At 66.6% G+C, this 21013-nt stretch carries 20 protein-coding genes and 4 tRNA genes; 14 read left to right on the top strand and 10 right to left on the bottom strand.

The window, feature by feature from the left end; all coding sequences use genetic code 11:
* The first annotated feature begins 241 nt into the window (after positions 1-241).
* The 4 genes from V2S85_RS04390 (at position 242) to V2S85_RS04375 (ending at position 1829) form a co-directional block, all read left to right on the top strand.
* A complete protein-coding gene (locus V2S85_RS04390; RefSeq protein WP_330701655.1) occupies positions 242-466 on the top strand; it encodes a hypothetical protein in 225 nt (74 codons plus the stop codon).
* Positions 459-803: a cell division protein ZapA gene (locus V2S85_RS04385; protein ID WP_330701654.1), complete on the top strand. Its 345-nt coding sequence runs from the start codon at positions 459-461 to the stop codon at positions 801-803. The genes V2S85_RS04390 and V2S85_RS04385 overlap by 8 nt, the downstream gene beginning before the upstream one ends.
* Before the next feature lie 189 nt (positions 804-992).
* Entirely contained in the window at positions 993-1586 is a 594-nt protein-coding gene (locus V2S85_RS04380; protein ID WP_330701653.1) for a 5-formyltetrahydrofolate cyclo-ligase, read from the top strand.
* Between the two features lie 12 nt (positions 1587-1598).
* Positions 1599-1829 carry a DUF2842 domain-containing protein gene (locus V2S85_RS04375; protein WP_330701652.1) on the top strand — a complete coding sequence of 77 codons (231 nt, stop codon included), beginning with the start codon at positions 1599-1601 and terminating at the stop codon, positions 1827-1829.
* Between the two features lie 76 nt (positions 1830-1905).
* Here V2S85_RS04375 and V2S85_RS04370 read toward each other — a convergent pair.
* Both V2S85_RS04370 and V2S85_RS04365 read right to left on the bottom strand, forming a co-directional pair.
* Positions 1906-1982, bottom strand: a tRNA-Asp gene (locus tag V2S85_RS04370).
* 65 nt (positions 1983-2047) lie between these two features.
* Positions 2048-2124, bottom strand: a tRNA-Asp gene (locus tag V2S85_RS04365).
* Positions 2125-2301: 177 nt separating this feature from the next.
* Here V2S85_RS04365 and V2S85_RS04360 point away from each other — a divergent pair.
* On the top strand, positions 2302-2775 hold the full coding sequence (locus V2S85_RS04360; RefSeq protein WP_330701651.1) for a hypothetical protein: 474 nt from the start codon (positions 2302-2304) through the stop codon (positions 2773-2775).
* 2 nt (positions 2776-2777) lie between these two features.
* Here V2S85_RS04360 and V2S85_RS04355 read toward each other — a convergent pair whose 3' ends face one another.
* The 4 genes from V2S85_RS04355 to thyA all read right to left on the bottom strand — a co-directional run bounded on the left by V2S85_RS04355 (position 2778) and on the right by thyA (position 7549).
* Positions 2778-4133, bottom strand: a complete 1356-nt coding sequence (locus V2S85_RS04355; protein WP_330701650.1) for a dihydrolipoamide acetyltransferase family protein — start codon at positions 4131-4133, stop codon at positions 2778-2780.
* 5 nt (positions 4134-4138) lie between these two features.
* On the bottom strand, positions 4139-5191 hold the full coding sequence (locus tag V2S85_RS04350; protein ID WP_330701649.1) for an alpha-ketoacid dehydrogenase subunit beta: 1053 nt from the start codon (positions 5189-5191) through the stop codon (positions 4139-4141).
* Positions 5188-6498 (bottom strand): 3-methyl-2-oxobutanoate dehydrogenase (2-methylpropanoyl-transferring) subunit alpha, encoded by a 1311-nt coding sequence (locus tag V2S85_RS04345; protein ID WP_330701648.1) that lies wholly within the window; start codon positions 6496-6498, stop codon positions 5188-5190. Before V2S85_RS04345 ends, V2S85_RS04350 begins: the two co-directional genes overlap by 4 nt.
* A 94-nt stretch (positions 6499-6592) precedes the next feature.
* Entirely contained in the window at positions 6593-7549 is a 957-nt protein-coding gene (thyA, locus tag V2S85_RS04340; RefSeq protein ID WP_330701647.1) for a thymidylate synthase, read from the bottom strand.
* Positions 7550-7728: 179 nt separating this feature from the next.
* Between thyA and V2S85_RS04335 the strand changes: the two genes are divergently transcribed.
* Positions 7729-7805: transfer RNA gene (locus tag V2S85_RS04335), tRNA-Pro, on the top strand.
* A 67-nt stretch (positions 7806-7872) separates the two neighbouring features.
* On the opposite strand, the gene V2S85_RS04330 is transcribed toward V2S85_RS04335, so the two are convergent.
* Together V2S85_RS04330 and recG are read right to left on the bottom strand one after the other, a co-directional pair.
* Entirely contained in the window at positions 7873-8628 is a 756-nt protein-coding gene (locus tag V2S85_RS04330) for a FadR/GntR family transcriptional regulator (protein WP_330701646.1), read from the bottom strand.
* 120 nt (positions 8629-8748) lie between these two features.
* Complete coding sequence (gene recG, locus V2S85_RS04325) at positions 8749-10806, bottom strand: ATP-dependent DNA helicase RecG (RefSeq protein ID WP_330701645.1); 2058 nt, start codon at positions 10804-10806, stop codon at positions 8749-8751.
* A 103-nt stretch (positions 10807-10909) separates the two neighbouring features.
* Between recG and V2S85_RS04320 the strand changes: the two genes are divergently transcribed.
* Both V2S85_RS04320 and V2S85_RS04315 read left to right on the top strand, forming a co-directional pair.
* Entirely contained in the window at positions 10910-11332 is a 423-nt protein-coding gene (locus tag V2S85_RS04320; RefSeq protein WP_008832325.1) for a host attachment protein, read from the top strand.
* A 168-nt stretch (positions 11333-11500) separates the two neighbouring features.
* Complete coding sequence (locus V2S85_RS04315; protein ID WP_008832324.1) at positions 11501-11773, top strand: succinate dehydrogenase assembly factor 2; 273 nt, start codon at positions 11501-11503, stop codon at positions 11771-11773.
* Between the two features lie 10 nt (positions 11774-11783).
* On the opposite strand, the gene V2S85_RS04310 is transcribed toward V2S85_RS04315, so the two are convergent.
* A complete protein-coding gene (locus V2S85_RS04310; protein WP_330701644.1) occupies positions 11784-12518 on the bottom strand; it encodes an SDR family oxidoreductase in 735 nt (244 codons plus the stop codon).
* A gap of 197 nt (positions 12519-12715) precedes the next feature.
* On the opposite strand from V2S85_RS04310, the gene mfd reads away from it, so the two are divergent.
* From mfd to V2S85_RS04295, 3 genes are read left to right on the top strand one after another with little or no spacing between them, the layout of a single operon-like run.
* Positions 12716-16210, top strand: a complete 3495-nt coding sequence (mfd, locus tag V2S85_RS04305; RefSeq protein WP_330701643.1) for a transcription-repair coupling factor — start codon at positions 12716-12718, stop codon at positions 16208-16210.
* 40 nt (positions 16211-16250) lie between these two features.
* Positions 16251-16433, top strand: a complete 183-nt coding sequence (locus V2S85_RS04300; protein ID WP_330701642.1) for a type II toxin-antitoxin system HicA family toxin — start codon at positions 16251-16253, stop codon at positions 16431-16433.
* A 13-nt stretch (positions 16434-16446) separates the two neighbouring features.
* A complete protein-coding gene (locus V2S85_RS04295) occupies positions 16447-16821 on the top strand; it encodes a type II toxin-antitoxin system HicB family antitoxin (RefSeq protein ID WP_271181039.1) in 375 nt (124 codons plus the stop codon).
* A 239-nt stretch (positions 16822-17060) separates the two neighbouring features.
* On the opposite strand, the gene V2S85_RS04290 is transcribed toward V2S85_RS04295, so the two are convergent.
* Positions 17061-18401, bottom strand: coding sequence for a GGDEF domain-containing phosphodiesterase (locus V2S85_RS04290; protein ID WP_330701641.1), 1341 nt, complete (start codon positions 18399-18401; stop codon positions 17061-17063).
* 119 nt (positions 18402-18520) lie between these two features.
* On the opposite strand from V2S85_RS04290, the gene V2S85_RS04285 reads away from it, so the two are divergent.
* The 3 genes from V2S85_RS04285 to V2S85_RS04275 all read left to right on the top strand — a co-directional run bounded on the left by V2S85_RS04285 (position 18521) and on the right by V2S85_RS04275 (position 20886).
* Positions 18521-19303 (top strand): NAD kinase, encoded by a 783-nt coding sequence (locus tag V2S85_RS04285; protein ID WP_330701640.1) that lies wholly within the window; start codon positions 18521-18523, stop codon positions 19301-19303.
* A gap of 263 nt (positions 19304-19566) precedes the next feature.
* Positions 19567-19641: transfer RNA gene (locus tag V2S85_RS04280), tRNA-Asn, on the top strand.
* 126 nt (positions 19642-19767) lie between these two features.
* Complete coding sequence (locus V2S85_RS04275; protein ID WP_330701639.1) at positions 19768-20886, top strand: GGDEF domain-containing protein; 1119 nt, start codon at positions 19768-19770, stop codon at positions 20884-20886.
* Positions 20887-21013 lie beyond the last annotated feature (127 nt).

Raw genomic sequence — 21013 nt, 5'->3', positions numbered from 1 at the left:
CTCCGGGTACGCGCGAAAATGCGGCATCGATTCGGTTTTCGCGACCCCCTTTAGGGAGAGGTCGCCTCTCGTCAAGTTCAGCGCCCGATTTCCCGCTTCCGACATGCAGTATCGTCGGTTTGCCGCAAGTCGCGCACTACTGAGGCAGCCCTTCACGAGAAGATTGTGAACAACCGCCGCCAAGTCCTTGCCGCGAGGACTGGAGCGGCGCAGCGCACGATACATGGACAAGGCGATCGACGTGGCCACCAAGGAGGCCCCCTCCCCGCTCGCGGCATCCCTGCACGCGCTCGACCGGATCGAGGCCGCGCTGGCGCGGATCGAGAACGCTGCCCCCGCATGCATAGCGCAAGGGCCGGGGCTGCGGCGTCGTCACGAGGAGTTGAAGGCGAGCGTCGCGCAGTCGCTGGCGGGGCTCGACGAACTGCTGGCGACCCGCGACCGCACGGAGCGGCACGATGGGTAACGTGACACTCGGCATCGGCGGGCGCGAATTCATGCTGGCCTGCGCGGACGGCGAGGAAGCGCATATCCTGCGGCTCGCGCGGCTGATCGATTCGAAGGCAAGCGCCTCGGGCGCGGTCGGCCAGACCGAGACCCGCATGCTGCTGTTCGCCGCGCTGATGATGGCGGACGAACTCCACGAACTGCGCTCCCGCCCCGAACCGCAGCCGCAACTGCCCATGGAAGTTCCGGTCGAAGTGCCCGCGATCCCGCCGCAATTCGCCGAAAGGCTGGTGCGGATCGCCGCGCGCGTCGAAAATCTCGCCGACCTCCTTGAGACTGACGCGGCGAACGCCTAGATAGGGCGGGACGGGATCTGCCCGGCACGTGCCGTTCGAACATCCCTGAGGCTATAAGCAATCCATTGGGGGCTGTCCCTGCCCGGATCCTGGTCCGGAACACATGGTCCCCACCTGACGTCGAGGCGTCAGAGGATTTCTAGGAAACGACCCATGGTGGACCCGTCACCCCCCATAAATTCTCCGGCCATGACCTCTCAGGCCATCGAAATATCGGACGAGAAGGCGGCCCTGCGCAAGCACTTCCGCCAGACCCGCGCCGCGCATGTCGAGGCGCTGCCGCAAAACCTGCGCGCGCTGATCCTCAACCGCCCGCCCGCGCCGGTGGCCGGCCTGATCCCCGAGGGCGCCACGGTGGGCCTGTACCATCCCGTCGGCTCCGAAGCGCCTGCGCTCGGTTGGGCGCGATGGCTGTCCGAGAACGGGCGCCGCGTCGCCCTGCCGTTCTTCGCCGCACGCGCCGCCGCGATGGAATTCCGCATCTGGGACAACCCGTGGGACGACGGGAACCTCGCCCCCGGCCCCTGGCGTGCGCCGCAGCCTGCCGCCGACACCGAGATCACGGTGCCAGACGTCGTCGTCGTGCCGCTGGTCGCCTTCACTGCCGATGGCCATCGCCTCGGCCAGGGCGGCGGCCATTACGATCGCTGGCTGGCCGCGCATCCGCACGCCATCGCGATCGGGCTTGCATGGGACTGCCAACTGGCCGAGGAACTGCCCGTCGAGCCTCACGACCGGCCTCTCGCCGCCGTGGTCACGCCGACACGGATATATAACGTCTAGAGAGGACCATGCATGCGCGAGACACCGACCTGGCGAATCCCCTTCGGGGTACTCCTGCTGGTCGTCGCGCTGGCCATCTATTCCATCCTCGTCGCCAGCTTCGTTCCACGCGTCATCGGCGGGTGGCATGCCCTGGCGCAGACGCCGGTCTATATCGTGCTGGGCGTGGTGTGGTTGCTGCCGCTCAAGCGATTCCTGATCTGGATGGAAACCGGGCGGTGGAGCGCGCCTCTCGGCGAATGAAAGCCCGAAACGAAAAAGGCCGAGCGTAAGCCCGGCCTGTTCGTTCGATCGCTGCTGGAACCACTTCATCAAGAAGTGGCGCGAGTGACGGGGCTCGAACCCGCGACCTCCGGCGTGACAGGCCGGCACTCTAACCAACTGAGCTACACCCGCGCAGCGATGATATGTCTTTCCGGTTTCCCGGACCTAACTGCGTGAACAGTCAGGATTTTCCCAAGTGGCGCGAGTGACGGGGCTCGAACCCGCGACCTCCGGCGTGACAGGCCGGCACTCTAACCAACTGAGCTACACCCGCGTTTGAAACGGTTGCGTCCGCTTGGGAGCGCCGCCACTAGGCCAGCCTCGCAGGGCTGTCAACGGCTTTGCGGAAGGGTTTTCGATTTTTTCGGGAGGCGCCGAAATTAACCATATTTTCGCTAGTGTAGGCCCAGTCTTTCCGCAGGCCGCATGGGGCGGTCGGGGGAGAATATCCGTGATTGCAGCCAAGCACGCCCTATGCCTGCTGTCCGTCACCGCCGTGTTTTCAGCTGGGGTCCAGCCCGCCAAGGCCCAACCCGCCACGGCGCAGACCGGATCGCTGGTGACCACCGACAGCGCCGTCTTCGTGGAGCGGGTGGACCGGCACAACGGACGCCGCCTCGAACCTGCCAGCATGCTCGCGCGCGGGGACCGGGTGGTCACGGTGGTGACGTGGAAACGGATGCGCGGCACCGGCGGCTTCATGCTGACCAACCCCCTGCCCGCCCGCCTCGCCTACCAGCGCAGTGCCAGCGACATGCAGGAAGTCTCGGTCGACGGCGGACGCACCTGGGGCCGGCTGGAAACAATGCGCGTGGACGGCCACGCGGCGACGCCCGAGGACGTCACGCACGTACGCTGGCGCATCCCCGCCAGCTACGCCGCGCTGGGCCAGGGGCGCATCGCCTATGCCGGGGTGGTGAGGTAACGCTACCCCGCGAGAATCAGCGCCGGCGCCTCGATCAGCTTGCGAAGATCCTGCGCGAAGCTCGCCGCATCCCAGCCGTCCACCACGCGGTGATCGCAGCTCATCGAGATGTTCATGAGCTTGCGCTTCTCGACGCGTTCGGTGCCGTCGGCGCCTTTCACGAACATCGGCCGCTCGACGATGCGGTTGGGGCCGATGATGGCGACTTCAGGGCGGTTGATGACGGGCGTGGTCGCCACCCCGCCCATCGGGCCGAGCGAGGTCACGGTAATCGTCGAGCCCGAAAGCTCCGAAGACTTCGCCGAGCCATCGCGCGCGGCGTTGGCGAGGCGGGTGATCTCCGCCGCCAGCTGCCACAAGTTGCGATCCTGTGCGTCGCGGATCACCGGGACCATCAGGCCGCCCGGGGTCTGCGCCGCCATGCCCAGATGCACCGAGCCATAGCGCGTCACCACGCCCGCCTCGTCGTCGTAGTGCGCATTGAGCATCGGGTACCTGGGCAGCAGCTTGCAGATCGCCGTGATCAGGAACGGCAGCATCGTCAGCTTCGGCCTGTCGCCCCGGCCTGCGTTGAGCTGCGCGCGGGTCTCCTCCAGCGCGGTGACATCGTACTCCTCGACATAGGCGAAGTGCGGGATGTTGCGCTTGGAGGCGGCCATGTTCTCGGCGATGCGGCGGCGCAGGCCGATCACGCGGACCTGCTCGTCCTTGCCCTTCGCGCCTGCGGGCTGGAAGCCGCCCTGCGCGTTGTAGGAGAGGAAGGCGTCGAGGTCGGCATGGCGCACCCGGCCGTCCTCAGCGGAGCGCACTTCGCCAAGGTCGATGCCGAGATCACGGGCACGCTGGCGCACGGCGGGGCTGGCGAGAACCTTGGCATGAGGGACGGGTTTTGCCGCGGGCGTGGGCGCGCGGGCTTCGACAAGCTCAGCCTGAGCCGGTGTAAGTGTGGGTGTGGGAGCAGGAAGAGGCTCTGCAACCACCTCCGCTCGTGCTGAGCTTGTCGAAGCACCGGCCACTGCCCGCTCGACATCCCCGGCATCCGGCGTCTCGACCTCGATCCGCTCCTCGACCACCGCCGCCTTCGGCGCAGGCGCACGCCCCTCTTCGTTCCCGGCACCTTCGATCTCGATCACCACCAGCGGCGAGCCGATGGCGATCACGTCGCCCGCCTCGCCCGCCACTTCGACGACCTTGCCCGAGACCGGGCTTTCCATCTCGACGGTGGCCTTGTCGGTCATCATGTCGGCGAGGCGGCCGTCTTCCTCGACGGTATCGCCGACCTTGACGTGCCAGGCGACGATCTCGGCCTCGGCGATGCCTTCCCCGATGTCGGGCAGGCGGAAAATGTAGCGTCCCATCCCAGTTATTCCTTCATGAGCCGATCGACCGCCTCGCCGATGCGGACGGGACCGGGGAAATAGGCCCACTCGAGGCTGTGCGGATACGGCGTGTCGAAGCCGGTCACGCGCTCGACGGGGGCTTCGAGGTGATAGAAGCAGCGCTCCTGAACCAGCGTCACCAGTTCGGCGCCGAAGCCGGACGTGCGGGTCGCCTCGTGTATCACCAGGCATTTCCCGGTCTTTTGCACCGACTTTTCCACAGTCTCGATGTCGAGCGGAACCAGCGTGCGCAAGTCGATGATCTCGGCATCGATGCCCTTCTCGGCCAGCACCGCTTCGGCGACGTGGATCATCGTGCCGTAGGACAGCACCGTCAGCGCCTGCCCCTCACGCACGATCCGCGCCTTGCCGAGCGGGGTCTTGTAGTACCCCTCGGGCACCAGCCCGCCGGGGTGGCCCTTCCAGGTCCGCGAGGGCTTGTCGTAATAGCCGTCGAACGGGCCGTTGTAGATGCGCTTGGGCTCGAAGAACACGACCGGGTCGTTATCCTCGATCGCCGCGATCAGCAGGCCCTTGGCATCGTGGGGGGTCGCCGGAATCACCGTCTTGAGGCCCGCGACATGCGTGAACAGCGCCTCGGGGCTCTGGCTGTGGGTCTGCCCGCCGAAGATGCCGCCGCCGAAGGGCGAGCGGATGGTGATCGGCGAGGTGAACTCGCCCGCCGAGCGATAGCGCATGCGCGCCGCCTCGGAGACGAGCTGGTCGAGGCCGGGATAGATGTAGTCGGCGAACTGGATTTCCGGCACCGGACGCAGACCGTAAGCCGCCATGCCCACCGCCGCGCCGACGATCCCGCATTCGTTGATCGGGGAATCGAACACCCGGTTGCGGCCGTACTTCTTCTGCAGGCCGGCGGTGGCGCGGAACACGCCGCCGAAGTAGCCGACGTCCTCGCCCAGGATGACGATGTCGGGATCGCGGCCCATCATAATGTCCAGCGCGTCGTTGATCGCCTCGATCATGTTCATCGGGCGGGTGGGCGCGTCGTGGAGGCTCACCGCGTCTTCCTCGGTCATGCGCCGTCTCCCTTCCATTCGGGCCACTTCGTCTCACGCTCGCGGATGGCCTGCGCGGCCTGTTCCTCGAGGTGCCAGGGCAGTTCCTCGAAGACGTCCTCGAACATGGTGTGGAACGGGTGGTGCAACCCGTGGCCGAGCACGCCGTTCTTCTCGGCCTCCTTGGTGGCGACCTTGACCAGTTCGACGAGTTCGCGGTCCATCGCCTCCTGCTGCTCCTCGGACCATTCGCCGGCGGCGATGAGGTGGTTCTTGAGCCGCATGACGGGATCGCCGAGCGGCCATTCCTCGCGCTCCTGCGCGGAGCGGTAGGCGCTGGGATCGTCCGAGGTGGAGTGCCCCTCGGCGCGGTAGGTGAAGTGCTCGATCAGCGTCGGGCCCTGGTTGGCGCGGGCGCGGTTGGCGGCCCATTCCATCGCGGCATAGACCGCCAGCGCATCGTTGCCGTCCACGCGCAGGCCCGCGATGCCGTAGCCGGTCGCGCGCGCGGCGAACGTCGTGCGCTCGGCGCCCGCAAAGCCGGAGAAGCTGGAGATCGCCCACTGGTTGTTGACGACATGGAGCACCACCGGGGCGTTGTAGACCGCCGCGAACGTCATCGCCGCGTGGAAATCGCCCTCGGCGCTCGATCCCTCGCCGATGAAGGCGGTGGCGATGCGGGTGTCGCCCTTGATCGCGCTGGCCATCGCCCAGCCCACCGCCTGCGGGAACTGCGTGGCAAGGTTGCCGGAAATGGAGAAGAACCCGTAGTCCTTGGCCGAATACATGATCGGCAACTGACGGCCCTTCAGCGGGTCGGCGCGGTTGGAATAAATCTGGTTCACCATGTCGCGCAGCGGGTAGCCGCGCGAAATCAGGATGCCCTGCTGGCGGTAGCTGGGAAACACCATGTCGTCGCTCGCCAGCGCCATCGCGCAGGCGACCGAGATCGCCTCCTCGCCGGTGCACTTCATGTAGAAGCTGGTCTTGCCCTGCCTCTGCCCGCGATACATCCGGTCGTCGAAGGCGCGGGTCAAGGCCATCGTGCGCAGCATCCGCCGCAGCGTCTCGGCGTCGAGACCGGGGTTCCAGGGGCCGACCGCGCGGTCATCGTCATCGAGGACGCGAATCATGTCGGTCGTCATCGGCCACGTCTCGCTGGCCGGGCAATTCTCGTCCGGCCGAGCCAGTTGTCCGGCGGGCGGAACGGGCAGATGCGAATAATCGACGACATCGCCGGGCCGGTAGCGCGGCTCTGGTACGTAGAGTTCCAAGGGCGGTAGATTTCCCCGCCCCGGTGTCCTGTCGGCTGCCGTATTTTCGGCCATTTTCAAGCTCTCCCGCCAAGGTCGGGCCGTAGAAACCTTGGGATGCAAAATTCTACGGTTCGGTCATATTATTTCAAACCTTGGTAATGTCAATTCAGACCGCGACCGGTGCGGCGATATGGCGTTGCGGCGCGTAGCCGGCGACTTCGAAGTCCTCGATGCGGTAATCGAAGATCGAATCCGGGCGCCGGACGATAGCCATCGTCGCCTCGCCTGCGGGCTGGCGGGAGAGCTGTTCTTCCACCAGCTGCGCATGGTTGAGGTACAAGTGGACATCACCACCGGTCCAAACGGCCTCACCCGGTTCAAGGTTGCATTGCTGCGCCATCATCCGCGTCAGCAAAGCCAGCGACCACATGTTGAACGCGAAGCCGAGGCCCAGATCACAGCTGCGCTGGTAGAGCAGGCACGAGAGCCGCCCGTCCGCGACGTGGAACTGGTAGGTCTTGTGGCACGGCGGCAGCGCCATCGAATCGAGTTCGGCGACGTTCCATCCCTCGATGATATGGCGACGGCTGCCGGGGTTCTTGCGCAGGCTCTCGACCACCTGAGCCACCTGGTTGATGCCGGGACCGCGCCGGAACAGACCTTCGCCGACAGGCTCATACGTGTCCCAGTCCACCCACTGCTTGCCGTAGACCGGGCCGAGATCGCCCCAGGCGTCAGCGAACACCTCGTCCGCCACGATTCGCGCGGAGAAGTCCTTGCGGCTGATCTCCTCGCCCGTTTCGCGGCGATAGCGGTCGAGCGGCCAGTCGGTCCAGATTTCCACCCCCTGCGCGCAGAGCGGACGGATATTGGTGTTGCCCGTCAGGAACCACAGCATCTCGCGCGTGGCGGTCTTCCAGTAGATGCGCTTGGTGGTGAGCAGCGGCATCGCCCCGCCCGAAAGGTCGAACCGGATCGTTGCGCCGAACACCGAGCGCGTGCCGACCCCGGTGCGATCGAGCCGCTCGTCGCCCTGCTCCCAGATACGGCGCATGAGATCGAGGTATTGCCATTCCCAATGCGGGGTTGCGGTGGAGGCGGTGCGAAGCGCGGTCGTGGTCATGGCATCAGACTATCCGCCCGCGCGCGCCGGCGAAAGCACCCGCGCGCGATGCTCCCCAGCGCAATCAGCCACCATTTTCACAAGGTTGAAGTTTTTGCCGAAAAGCCCCTTGCCACCCCCGGAAGTGCCCTATATAGGCGCCCTCCTGCCCGGGGCGGTCTTCGGATTGCCCCTCCGGTCGGGGAATAGCTCAGCCTGGTAGAGCACTGTCTTCGGGAGGCAGGGGCCGGAGGTTCGAATCCTCTTTCCCCGACCACTTTACACGAGAACGGCGCGTCGCAAGACGCGCCGTTCGTCGTTTCAGGCCCCGACTTTTACACGTCTCAGCGCGAAAAATAGCGCGAGCGCATTTCCGCCACCCTCGCCCGCGCATCCGCGACGGCGCGTTCCTCGATCGCCATCAGCACGTGCTCGATCGAGCCTTCCAGATGCATCCGCACCGCCGCTCGCGCCCGCGCCGGGTCGCGCGCCTTCAGGGCGGCGAGAATCTCCACGTGTTGCTGCAGACTGTAGCGGTAGTTGCGGCTACGGGCTTCCTCCAGCATCCGGCGACATTCCGTCGAGCGCGAGCGCATGTCCCACAAGTCGCGCACGCTGCGCTCCACCGCGAGGTTGCGGGTGGCATGGGCCATGGTCATGTGGAAATCGGTCAGCCCCGCCTGCCAGTCCTCGAACGAGCCGTCTTCCCGACGCATCGCGGCGACGGCGCTGTCCAGCCGCGCCAGTTCCTCGTCGGTGATGTTGGCGGCGGCGAGCGAGGCGGCTTCGCCCTCGAAGATCAGCCTCGCCTGCACCAGTTCCATCGGCGTCACCTCGGCCGGGGAGCGGGGCTCGTCCTCCGGCAGCCGCAGGACATAGGCGCCCGACCCGATGCGGACCTCCACCACGCCCATGACCTCCAGCGCCAGCAGCGCCTCGCGCACGACGGGGCGGCTGACGCCCATGGTCAGCGACAAGTCCCGCTCGGCCGGCATGCGCGCGCCGACCGGATGGCGCCCGGCGCGAATCTCGTCCATCAGTCGCGCCGCAACCTTGCGATAGAGGCGCGGCGACGGCGATTCGTCCTGTGCACGGTCCAACGGTATCCCTCCCTGCGGTCCGACCGGTTTTTCCGGTTTCGCAAGATCTGTCTTACCAGTCTGCCGTGTGTGAGAACAAGCCGTGCTCCGCCATGGGCAAGGCACGTTACCGCTGCAGGCTCAGCCCGAGCGCAGCAGCTGCACGCCCCAGTCGCGCTCGAATAGATAGAGCAGCAGCCGCGCCGCCTCTCCGCGCGGACCGGCAAGGCCGCCATCGCGCTCGATCAGCAAGCGCGCGTCATCGTGCGCAAGCGGCAGCAGCTTGGTGATCTGTTCGAGGCTGGCGATGCGGAACGGCGTGTCGCCCGACTGCCGCGTGCCAAGCAGTTCGCCGCCGCCGCGCAGTTGCAGATCCTCCTCGGCAAGCCGGAAGCCGTCCTGCGTCTCGCGCATCAGGGCGAGGCGCTGGCGGCCGGTTTCGGACAACTGGTTGCCGCGCAGCAGCAGGCAGGTGGACTTTCCCGAACCGCGCCCGACGCGCCCGCGCAGTTGGTGCAGCTGGGCAAGGCCGAAGCGCTCGGCCTGCTCAATCACCATCAGCGTGGAATTGGGCACGTCGACTCCGACCTCGATCACCGTGGTCGCGACCAGCAGCTTGGCCTCGCCCCGGGCGAAGCGCTCCATCGCCGCGTCCTTGACCTCGGGCCGCAGCTGGCCGTGGACCAGTGCCACGGTATCGCCGAAGCGCTCCTTGAGCGCTGCATAACGCGCCTCGGCGGCGGCAAGGTCGTCGGTCTCGCTCTCGTTCACCATCGGGCAGACCCAGTAGGCCTGCTGCCCCGATTCGATGTGGCGCGTCAGGGCGCCGACGACGTCATCCATGCGCTCTACCGCGACGACGCGGGTATCGATCGCCTGACGGCCCGGCGGCAGTTCGTCGAGCTTGGAGACTTCCATCTCGCCGTATTGCGCCAAAGTCAGCGTGCGCGGGATCGGCGTCGCGGTCATCGCCAGCGTATGCGGCGCGCGGCGGCCCTTGCGCGCCAGCATCAGCCGCTGGCCGACGCCGAAGCGGTGCTGTTCGTCGATCACCACCAGCGCGAGGTTTTTATACGCGACGCTGTCCTGGAAGATCGCGTGCGTGCCGACAACGATCTGGATCGCGCCGCCCAAAAGGCCCATCAGGATCGCCTCGCGGGCCTTGCCCTTGTCGCGCCCGGTCAGCAGCGCGATCTCGACGCCGGTGCCCTGCAGCATGCGCGAGAGCGTCTCGTAGTGCTGGCGGGCGAGGATTTCTGTCGGAGCCAGCAGCGCGGCCTGCGCGCCCGCTTCCACCGCGATCAGCATCGAGGACAGCGCCACAACCGTCTTGCCCGATCCCACGTCGCCCTGCAGCAGCCGCAGCATCGGCGAGGCTTGCGCCAGATCGCCCTCGATCTCGCCGATCGAGCGGGCCTGCGCGCCGGTCAGCGCGAACGGGAGCTTCAGCTTCGCGCGCAGCGAGCCATCTCCGACCAGCGGCGTGCCGCGCTGCGAGCGGTTGCTTTCGCGCACCAGCATCAGCGCCAGCGCATTGGCGAAGAGTTCGTCGTAGGCCAGCCGGTCGCGCGCGGGGCCGTTGACGCCGCGATGCGCCTCGGTCAGCGCCTCGCGCCAGAGCGGCCAGCCGGTCTTGGCGGTGAGGCTGGGCTCGATCCATTCGGGAAGCTCGGGCAGCGCCTTCAGTGCCTGCGCCACCAGCGAGGCCGCGCGGCCCTGCGTCAGACCTTCGGACAGAGGATAGACCGCCTCGCACAACTGCCCGATCGGCGCGGAGGAATCCTCCGACACATGTTCGGGGTGCACGATCTGGAGCATCTGGCCGTACTGATCGATCCGCCCCGCCACCCAGCGCGTCTCGCCGACGGGCAGCTGCTTCTTGCCCGTATAGGAGGCACGGCCGAAATAGGTGACGGTGCAGATGTTGCCCGCCGCGTCCTCGGCGATCACGCGGAACGGGCCGCGTCCGCTGGGCGAGCGGTGTTCGCGAACGGTGAGCGCGACGATGACGTTCTCGCCCACACCCGCCTCGTCGAGGTTGGTGATCGCGCGCCGCTCCACGAAGCGGTCGGGCAAGTGATACGCAAGATCCCTGATCCGGGTAAGCCCCAGCTTTTCCAGCGGCTTGCGCAGCTTGGGACCGACGCCTTCCAGCGCCTCGACTTCGACGAACAGGGAATTGAGAGCTTCAGGCCGCATGACGAGCGCCTCTTAGCGCGAGTGGGGACCGTTTCGCCAGAGCGGCCGGAACCTTGTCCGTCATCGTGCGGTTGGCTCCCCTGTAACAATGAAGGAGAAGCCCATGCTCTTGCCGAACGGAACCGTGTTCGCGATCGTCGACGGAGAGAACTTCGAACTCTATCGCAATACGGGGGCGGAAGCCGAACCCCGACTGGCGGCGATGGACGTACCCGAACTGGAGGCGACCAACTTCAGCGCCGGTGCTCGCCGTCTCGACGGCCCCACCCGTCATCAGGCCCGCACCGGCGACGGCAGCAACGACGCGCTCGATGAAAGCGCCCACGTCGCGGCGGTGACGGGATGGCTGAACAGCCAGGTGCTCTCGCGTGAGATCGACCAGTTGGTGGTCGTTGCCGACCCGCGCTCGCTGGGCGAGATGCGCAGGCATTATCACAAGCAGCTCAAGGACGTGCTGGTGGCCGAGGTGCCCAAGAACCTCGCCGGTCGTCCCGCGCAGGAGATTACGCGCATCCTGCATGGCTGATCTTTGATCGAGGGGCTTCGACAGGCTGTGCCTGACCCTTCGACAAGCTCAGGGTGAGCGGACTTGGTGCAAACTTCCCTATTCCGCTCAGGCTGAGCCTGTCGAAGCCCCCTCCGCTTCGCACTACAGGAGTTGCCGAGCCTGACACCGCATTGTAACGGCGCGGGCATGACCGAACTCACGCCTCGCCTCGCCCGCCTCAAGTTCCGCGCCTGGCATCGCGGCACCCGCGAGGCCGACTACATGATCGGCTGCTTCTTCGACCGCTTCCACGCCGAATGGTCGGACGAGGACATCACCCTGTTCGAGACCATCATCGAAGAGGAAGATGTCGATATCATGGGCTGGGCGCTCGGCACGATGTCCGTGCCCGAGGAATATCGCGGGCCGATGATCGATAGGATGATGAAGCTCGATTACGTCGAGATTCCCAGAGACTGAACGGGCGCGACTAGAGACCGCCCAGCAGGTGCCCGCCATCGACCGGGATCACCACCCCGGTCATGTAGCGCGAGGCATCCGAGCACAGCAACATGAGCGGCCCGTCGAGATCCTCGAAATTACCGAAGCGCCGCTGCGGAATGCGCTTGGACATCGCCTCGCCCAACTTGCTGGAGAGGAAATCTCGGTTCATGTCCGTGGCGAAATAGCCCGGCGCCAGTGCATTCACGCGGATACCATATCGCGCCAGTTCCAGCGCCATCTGCTTGGTCATCTGCACCACGCCCGCCTTGCTCATCGCATAGACCGCCAGTTGGCCGCCCTGCACGAGCCCGAGGATCGAGGCGATGTTGACAATTGCCCCTCCTTCTCCCCGATCGCGCATGCCCCTCGCTACTTCGGTGGCGACGAGGAAGGCGCCGCGCAGGTTGGCGCTCATGATGTGGTCGTAGTCCTCCACCGTCGCGTCGAGCACCGGCTGGGCGCTGGATACGCCCGCGTTGTTGACAAGCACGTCGATGGCGACTGCCTGCCGGGCGGCCTCGCGGATGCTGGCAGGATCGGTGACGTCGAGGGATACGCAGGTGGCATCGCCGATCTCGGCGGCCAGTTCCTCCAGCGCATCCATGCGCCGGGCCGCGAGCACGACATGGGCACCGGCGACGCTCAGCACCTGCGCAAAATGGCGGCCCAGCCCACTCGATGCGCCGGTTATCAGTACGCGCTTGCCTTCGAGGGTGGTCATGATGCTCTCCATTTCTCGCAGCTACCGTTCGTCATTGCGAGCGTAGCGAAGCAATCCAGGGCAGCGTAACACTGCCCTGGATTGCTTCGCTACGCTCGCAATGACGAGAGTGGGAGCGATCCGCAGACATGACACCGTGCGCGGGAAGACGATTGTATTTCCCCTTCGCCCCGCATATCCCGCCAATCACCCCTGTCATGACTGATTTCTCCCGCATCATCACGGCCTCAGCGCCGTTGACCCTCGCTTCGGTCACTCGCGGTTCGCAGCCGCTGGTCATGGCCGACCTTGCCCGCGCCATTGCTCCGAAAGGCCGCGCCGTCTTCGTCGCGGACAACGACCAGGCGATGAGCGCCGTCGCCAGCGCCGCGCAGTTCTTCGCGCCCGAGCTGGAGGTCATCGAGTTTCCCGCGTGGGACTGCCTGCCCTACGACCGCGCCAGCCCCGCGCTCTCGGTCAGCGCTCGCCGTCTTGCCGCGCTCCATGCGTTGCAGCTGAAGCGGCAGGGGCCGCAGCTTCTCGTCACCACTACCAACGCCCTGCTCCAGCGCGTGCTCACCCCGTTCCGCATCCGCGAATCGGTGCGCCTGCTCAAGCCCGGCATGGAGATCGGCCACGAAAGCCTGATCGGCCTGTTGCGCCGCCAGGGCTACCAGCGCACCGACACCGCGATCGACGCGGGCGAGTTCGCGGTGCGCGGCTCGATCTTCGACATCGTGCCGAGCGGCCTAAATGCCGGAGAAGGATCGGGGGGCGGCCTGCGCCTCGACTTCTTCGGCGACGAGCTGGAAACCCTGCGCCTGTTCGATACCGGCACCCAGCGCTCCAGCGGCACTGTGCCCGACCACCTGCTGCTGCCCGCCAGCGAAGCGCTGATGGACGAGGACACCGTCAAGCGCTTCCGCACCCGCTACCGCGAGATGTTCGGCGCCAACGCCACGGCCGATCCGCTATATCAGGCGGTCAGCGACGGCCGCCGCCTTGCGGGCATGGAGCACTGGCTGCCGCTGTTCGAGGACCGGCTGGTCACCCTGTTCGACCACCTCGGCCCCGACGACCTGATCGTGATGGACACCGCCGCGATCGGCGCCGTGGACGAGCGCGTCACCGACATCGCGGACTACCACAAGGCCCGCCTCGAAACCTCGGGCCAGAAGGCCGGCTCCTACCGCCCGCTGGCGACCGATTCGCTCTATCTCGGCAAGGACGAGCTGGACGAACTGATCGCCGCCCACCCCGTCCACCGCGCCGATCCCTTCGCCCAGCCGGAAAGCGGCAAGGTGATCGACTTCGGCTTCAGCAACGCACGCGATTTCGCCCCCGAGCGCGCGCGAGGAGACAATGCCTACGAGGCGGCCGCCAAGCACCTCCACGCCATAGCCAAGTCGGGCCGCAAGGCGATCCTCGCCGCCTACTCGCCCGGCAGCCGCGCCCGCCTCGTCTCGATCCTCGGCGAAGCGAAAGGCCCCGAGCCGCGCGTCGCGGAGACCTGGCAGGAAGCGCTGGGTCTTGCCGTGCAGGGTCGCTCCGCCGCGCTGGTGCTGCCGCTGGAGACCGGCTTCTCCAACGATTCCGTCGAAGTCATCACCGAGCAGGACATCCTGGGCGACCGCCTTGTCCGCCGGAAGAAAAAGAAGAAGGATTCCGACGCCTTCCTTGCCGAACTGGCGGCGCTGACGCCGGGCGATCTCGTCGTCCACATGGATCACGGCATCGGCCGGTACGAAGGCCTGCAGTCGATCCCGGTCGGCAAGAGCCCGCATGACTGCGTGATGCTGACCTACTCCGGCGGCGACAAGCTCTATATCCCGGTCGAGAACCTCGACGTCCTCTCGCGCTACGGCAGCGAGGCGGAAGGCGTAGCGCTCGACAAGCTGGGCGGCGAGGCATGGCAGAAGCGCCGCGCCCGCCTGAAGGAGCGCATCCGCGAGATCGCGGGCGAACTGATGAAGACCGCTGCCGAACGCGCACTGCGCGAGGCGCCCGCGCTCGTCGCCGAGGAATCAAGCTTCAACCAGTTCGTCGACCGCTTCCCTTGGGCTGAAACCGAGGATCAGGAAGCCGCGATCGCCGATACGCTGGAAGACCTCTCCAGCGGCCGCCCGATGGACCGCCTCGTCTGCGGCGACGTTGGCTTCGGAAAGACCGAAGTGGCCCTGCGCGCCGCCTTCGTCGCCGCGATGGCGGGCCAGCAGGTCGCTGTCGTCGCGCCGACCACACTGCTGGCGCGCCAGCACTTCTCCGGCTTCGCGGACCGGTTCGCGGGCTTCCCGCTCAACGTCGGCCGCCTCTCGCGCCTCGTGCCCGAAAAGGAAGCCAAGGCCACCCGCGACGGGCTGGCGGACGGCACCATGGACGTGGTCTGCGGCACGCACGCGATCCTCTCCAAGACGGTCAGCTTCAAGCGCCTCGGCCTCGTCATCGTCGACGAGGAACAGCGGTTCGGCGTGAACCACAAGGAGAAGCTCAAGCAGCTGCGCGCCGACGTGCACGTGCTGACGCTCACCGCCACGCCGATCCCGCGCACCTTGCAGATGGCCATGTCGGGCCTGCGCGAACTCTCCACCATCCAGACCCCGCCGGTCGACCGCCTCGCGGTGCGCACGTACGTGATGGAATGGGACGAGATGGTGATGCGCGAGGCCCTGCTGCGCGAACACCACCGCGGCGGCCAGAGCTTCATCGTCGTCCCCCGCATCTCCGACATGCCGGAAATCGAGGACTGGCTGCACAAGAACGTGCCCGAGGTGAAGTACATCTCCGCCCACGGCCAGATGAGCGCGGGCGACGTGGAAGAGCGCATGAGCGCCTTCTACGAAGGCAAGTACGAGGTGCTGCTCTCCACCACGATCGTGGAAAGCGGCATCGACATTCCGCGCGCCAACACGATCATCATCCACCGCGCCGACCGCTTCGGCCTCGCCCAGCTCTACCAGCTGCGCGGCCGCGTGGGTCGATCCAAGCTGCGCGCCTATGCCTATCTGACGACGCCACCCGACCGCGCCCTGTCCGAGGTCGCCGAAAAGCGCCTCAAGGTGCTGGGCGATCTCGATTCGCTCGGCGCGGGCTTCCAGCTCGCCAGCCACGACCTCGACATTCGCGGCGCGGGCAATCTCCTTGGCGACGAACAGTCCGGCCACATCCGCGAAGTCGGTTTCGAACTCTACCAGTCGATGCTGGAGGACGCGATCCTCGCCGCGCGGGCGGGCGGCGTCGGGCTGGAGAAGGACACCTCGGGCCTGTCCCCGCAGATCACCGTCGAAGCGCCGATCATGATCCCGGAAGAGTACGTACCGGACCTCGCCGTCCGCATGGCGCTCTACCGCCGCCTGAACGATGCGGATTCGCGCGGAGAGATCGAATCGCTCTCCGCCGAGATGATTGACCGCTTCGGCCCCCTGCCCCAGCCCACCGCGAACCTCGTCCAGCTCATCCAGATCAAGCGGCAGGCGATCGAGGCGCACATCGCCAAGATCGACGTCGGCCCGCGCGGCACGCTGGTCAGCTTCCACAACGACAGCTTCCCGAACCCGGCTGGGTTGATCGCCTATGCGGAGCGGCTGAACGGCGCGGTAAAGCTGCGGCCGGACAACAAGCTGGTGCTGCAGCGCGCATGGGGCGATCCGAAAAGCAGGCTCAACGGGTTGCTGCAGCTGACCAAGGGGCTGAGTGCAGTGGCGCGCAAGGGGTGACCCCTTGTCCTGACCGCAATCAGTGTGTATTTATTTACACATGCATCGTGACAGCAAAGCCATCATCAAACGGCTTGAGGCCGAAGGATGGCAGCATGTCTCGACCCGAGGCTCACATGCCAAGTACCGCAAGGACGACCGCACACTGATCGTACCGCATCCGAAGAAGGATTTGCCGATCGGCACCGCGCGTTCGATCGAGAAAATGGCAGGTTGGCTATGACAGGACGATTGCCGTGAAATACTTCTACGCCATCATGCATAAGGACGAGGACAGTGCCTACGGCCTGACCTTCCCCGACCTGCCCGGCTGCTTCGCCGCCGCCGATCGCGCCGAGGACATTCTGCCGAAAGCCTGCGAAGCCCTCGAACTGTGGTTCGAGGACCAGCCCTGGCGCGAACCTACACCGCTCGACGGGATCGAAAGCGAAGATGGAGGCACGCTGATCGCGGTCCCCTGGATCGTCAACGATCATCGCGTGGCGCGGGTGAACCTGTCGATCGAACGCGGTATACTCGACGCGATCGACAAAGCCGCGGCAGAACGCAGCCTGACGCGCAGCGCTTTCATCGCGCAGGCCGCCCGTAACGAGATACAAGGGGCGCATTGATTTGAGCGCAGGGGTTTACCACCCCTGCACCCCGTATAATGTCGAGGTTACGCGCGCAGCCTTGGCATCCTGCAATTGCAAAGTCGCCATCATGGGCCTGCGGCGCTTTTACCCCTTCGTCATTGCTTCGCTACGCTCGCAATGATGAGATGAGGCGCCGCAGGCGATAAATCACCCCACAATGCGCACCCCACCCCGCTGCACGCGCCACGCCGACAGGTATCGGGGGTGCAGGGGGGCTATGCTCCCCTGCTCTTATCCTTCTTCCCTTCAGCCCGGGCCAGCTTGGCAAACATCGCCGCGCTCATAGGCTGCGCGCGCAGGAACCCCTGGAAATACGCGCACCCCTCGCGCGCGGCGACCTCTCGCTGGCCTTCTTCCTCGATCCCTTCGGCGATCACTTCGAGATCCAGCGCCTTCGCCATCGCCACGATCGCGCGCAGCACGGCCACGTCGCGGCGGTCGGTGGTTACGCCGTCGATCATCGAGCGGTCGAGCTTCAGGTAGTGGATCGGCAGCACCTTCAGGTAGCGAAAGTTGCAGAACCCCGCTCCGAAGTCGTCCAGCGCGATGCGAATGCCCTGTGCGGAGAATTCCGCCATCGTCTGCGCGACCATCTCGATGTCGGCGATGAGGGCCTGTTCGGTGATCTCCAGCGTCAGCTGCCGCAGCGGGAAGCCGGTCTCGCGGATCAGCTCGAACATCTGCCGGGTATAGCTGGCGAAGGCCAAATCGGCGGGGGTCACGTTGATCGAGAGCCGCAACTGGCCCGGCCACGCGCGCGCGGCGAACATCGCCTTGCGGGCGATATGGCGGGAAAGCGGCCCGATGTGGTCCGCGCGCTCGGCGATGGCGAACAGCGCGCCGGCGCCGATACGGCCGAGTTCCGGGTGGTTCCAGCGGGCGAGCGCCTCGGCGCCGGTCAGGCGGTCGTCGGCGAGATTGAACTGTGGCTGAAACAGCACTTCGATCTCATCACGGTCGATGGCGACGAGGAGGTCGGCCTCCAATTGCTGCGCGGAGCGGCCGGGCGGGGTCACCTCGCCATCGGCCCAGGCGAGGCGGGTGCCGGCCTGCTCGTAGGCCTCGCCCAGCGCGTGGCCGAGACGGTCGAGCATCGATTCGACGCTCTCGCCGGTCAGCGCGCGGATCAGCGCGACGCGCGGCGAGAGGCGCAGCATGCCGGTGCTGACCGGGATCGGCCGCGCGATCATGTCGGCCAGCTGGTCCGCCACAAGCTGCCAGCGCTCGCGGCTGCAGGCCTCGTTGGCGACGAGAAGGAAGCTGCCGCCCCCTGCCCGCGCCAGCAACCAGGGGCCGTCGAGTTCCTGTTCCGCGAAGTGGCCGATGCGCGCGGCCACTTCCTCCAGCGCACCGTCGCCCGCCGCCTCGCCATAAGCCATGTTGATCGCGTCGAGGCGGCGCAGGCTGAGCAGCATGGCGTGGACATGCGCCAGGTGCGGCATCAGCGCCGGGTCTTCGCGCCACGCGGCGATGCGATCGTGGACCGCGTCCAGTCCGGGGATCCCGGAGAGGCGGTCCTCGATCCGCTTCGGCGGCTTGCGGACCCTTTCGTTCATTCGTGCATCGGTGAGTTTGGCGCCCATCGGCTCGCCATAGCCCAAAGCCCTTGCAAAACCCCTCAAAATTCGACAGCCCCGGTCCCGGAATGGGACCGAGGGGTCTTTCAGGAAACGTGATGAGCAATGACGCGAAACTGGCGCTAATCGTCTCCGACAGCGCCAAGGCGCAGGCCGGGGCCAAGGCGCTGCGCGATTCCCACCCCTGGGTGTCGCCGCAGGAGGCCGACGTGCTGGTGGTGCTGGGCGGCGACGGCTTCCTGCTGCACGTCCTGCACGAACTGCTCGACCATGACAGCATCAAGCCGGTCTACGGGATGAACCTGGGCACCATCGGCTTCCTGATGAACGGCCCGCTGGAAGATGGCGAGACCATCGCCCGGCGAGTGGCGGAGGCCCATCCGGTGCCGGTACGGCCCTTGTGCATGAATGCGGTGACGCAGGACGGCCAGCGCTTCAGCTACTACGCCTTCAACGAAGTGTCGCTGCTGCGCGAGACGCGCCAGACCGCCAAGCTGGAGATCCGCATCAACGGCCGGGTCCGCATGGAGGAACTGGCGGGCGACGGCATCCTGCTGGCGACGCCGCTGGGCTCGACCGCCTACAACCTCTCCGCGCACGGCCCGATCCTGCCGCTGGGATCGCGCATGGTGGCGATGACCCCGCTCAACCCCTTCCGCCCGCGCCGCTGGAAGGGCGCGATCCTGCCCGAAAGCGCCCAGGTGGAATTTCGCATCTTGGAGCCCGGCAAACGCCCGGTCGCCGCGGTCGCGGACCAGAAGGAAGTGCGCGACGTCGCCGTCGTGCGCATCGGCGCCACGGCGGAAAAGGAACTGACGCTGCTGTTCGACCCCGGCTTCACGCTGGAGGAGCGCATTTTCGCCGAGCAGTTCCAGGTCTGAGAGACCGTTTGAGAATGCGCCTTTCGGCGCATTGCGGCACCGGCCCGCTCCCCCACCCGGCCACCCAACGGCAGTATTCTATGGGTGGCCGGGTGGGGGAGCGGGCCGGTGCCGCATTGGAAATCGCTCTTCCGCGATTTCTCAAACGGTCTCTGAGAGAAATTTCGAAAATAGATCAGATTTTCTGCATCACGGGGTTGCCAAGGCTGCGGAAGCTGTTATTGGCGCACCCCTGCCCGGCGGTGGTGACACTGACAGGCTGCTCCCCGATAGCTCAGCGGTAGAGCATTCGACTGTTAATCGAATGGCCGTAGGTTCGAATCCTACTCGGGGAGCCAACTTCTTCCAGACCCGGAAGCGGCTCGGCAAATGCCTTGAGCGCCTCGTTCAATCGAACCTTCCATCCGTGCTTGGCGGCTTGTTAACCCTTTTCCCGCACAAGCTCGCGCCGTAAGGGGCCGTGGATGCATTTCCCAGACGTCGATACTCTCCGCCTTTGCAGCATCCTGGCCTCGACCGCCTTCGGCGTCGTGTTCATGACGTTGTGGCTGCGTGAGAGAGGCGAGCGGCACTTCGCCTGCTGGGGCCTGTCCTCGCTGCTCTATGGGCTGGCGATCCTCACGTTCTCGTTCACGCCGCCCGGCGCGGCGGTGTTCGTCACCATGCTCTACGCGCTGCTGGGGGTGACCAACGTGCTGCCCGTCGCCGGCGCGCGCCTGCTCGAGGGCGAGCGGGCCTGGGCGCGCTGGATGATCGTACCGGTCGCCAGCGCCGCGATCGGCCATGGCCTGCCGCAGGCGCTGGCCGCCGCCGGATGGCTGGCCGGCCACAGCATCTGGCAGACCGTGGGCGACGCGCTGGGACTGTCGATCTCGATGGGGCTCGGCGGGTACTTCCTCGGCTTCACCGGAGCGGCCCCGCAGTCCTCCGGCCGCCGCATGGCCGGCCTGTCGATGCTCGCTTACCTGCCCGGTTACGCCGGATCGATCGCGGCAACGATCTGGGCCACGCCCGGCGCCGAATGGGTGGCGCTGCTGGCGATGCTGTCGGACCAGGTGCTGCTCGGCGTGCTGAACCTCGGCCTGCTGGCGATCCCGGTCGAACTGGTCCAGCGCCGCCTGCGCGACGCCGCCTTGCGCGATCCGCTCACCGGCGCCTGGAACCGGGGCGGCTTCGCGCACATCGCGCCGCGCTTCGCGGCGCAGGGCAGCGGCGTGATCGCGCTCGACGTCGATCACTTCGAGGCCGTCAACGACCGCTTCGGCCATGCCGAGGGCGATGCGGTCCTCACCACCATCGTGCGCGAGACACGCCTTCTGGCCGCACCTTGCGCCAGCCAGATCGTCCGGCTCGGTGGCGACGAGTTCCTCGTGCTGGTGCCTTCGGGAGAGGATGCCGACGGCTTCGCGCGGGCGCTGCAGGCGCGTCTGGCGATCCACCGGGAGGCCGGCGCGGGATGGAGCGTCAGCATGGGCATAGCGCGGGTCGAAGCGGACGAAGGCTCCGTCGAGCCGGCCATCCGGCGCGCCGATGCCTCGCTCTACCTGGCCAAGGCCGCCGGGCGCGCCGGCATCGCCGCCTAGCACTACTTTGGCAGAAGTTTGAAATGCGTGACTGATAGGCTCCCACCGCAATGAGGGCATTGGTCTGGCGGAGGTCTTGATATTCGGTCAATGATGGCCTGTCGGATGGCGGGCATGCTCGGCTGAG

Source organism: Novosphingobium resinovorum (genome assembly GCF_036352595.1).
Lineage (GTDB): Bacteria > Pseudomonadota > Alphaproteobacteria > Sphingomonadales > Sphingomonadaceae > Novosphingobium > Novosphingobium resinovorum_B.
This window is presented reverse-complemented; position numbering and strand designations above follow the sequence as displayed.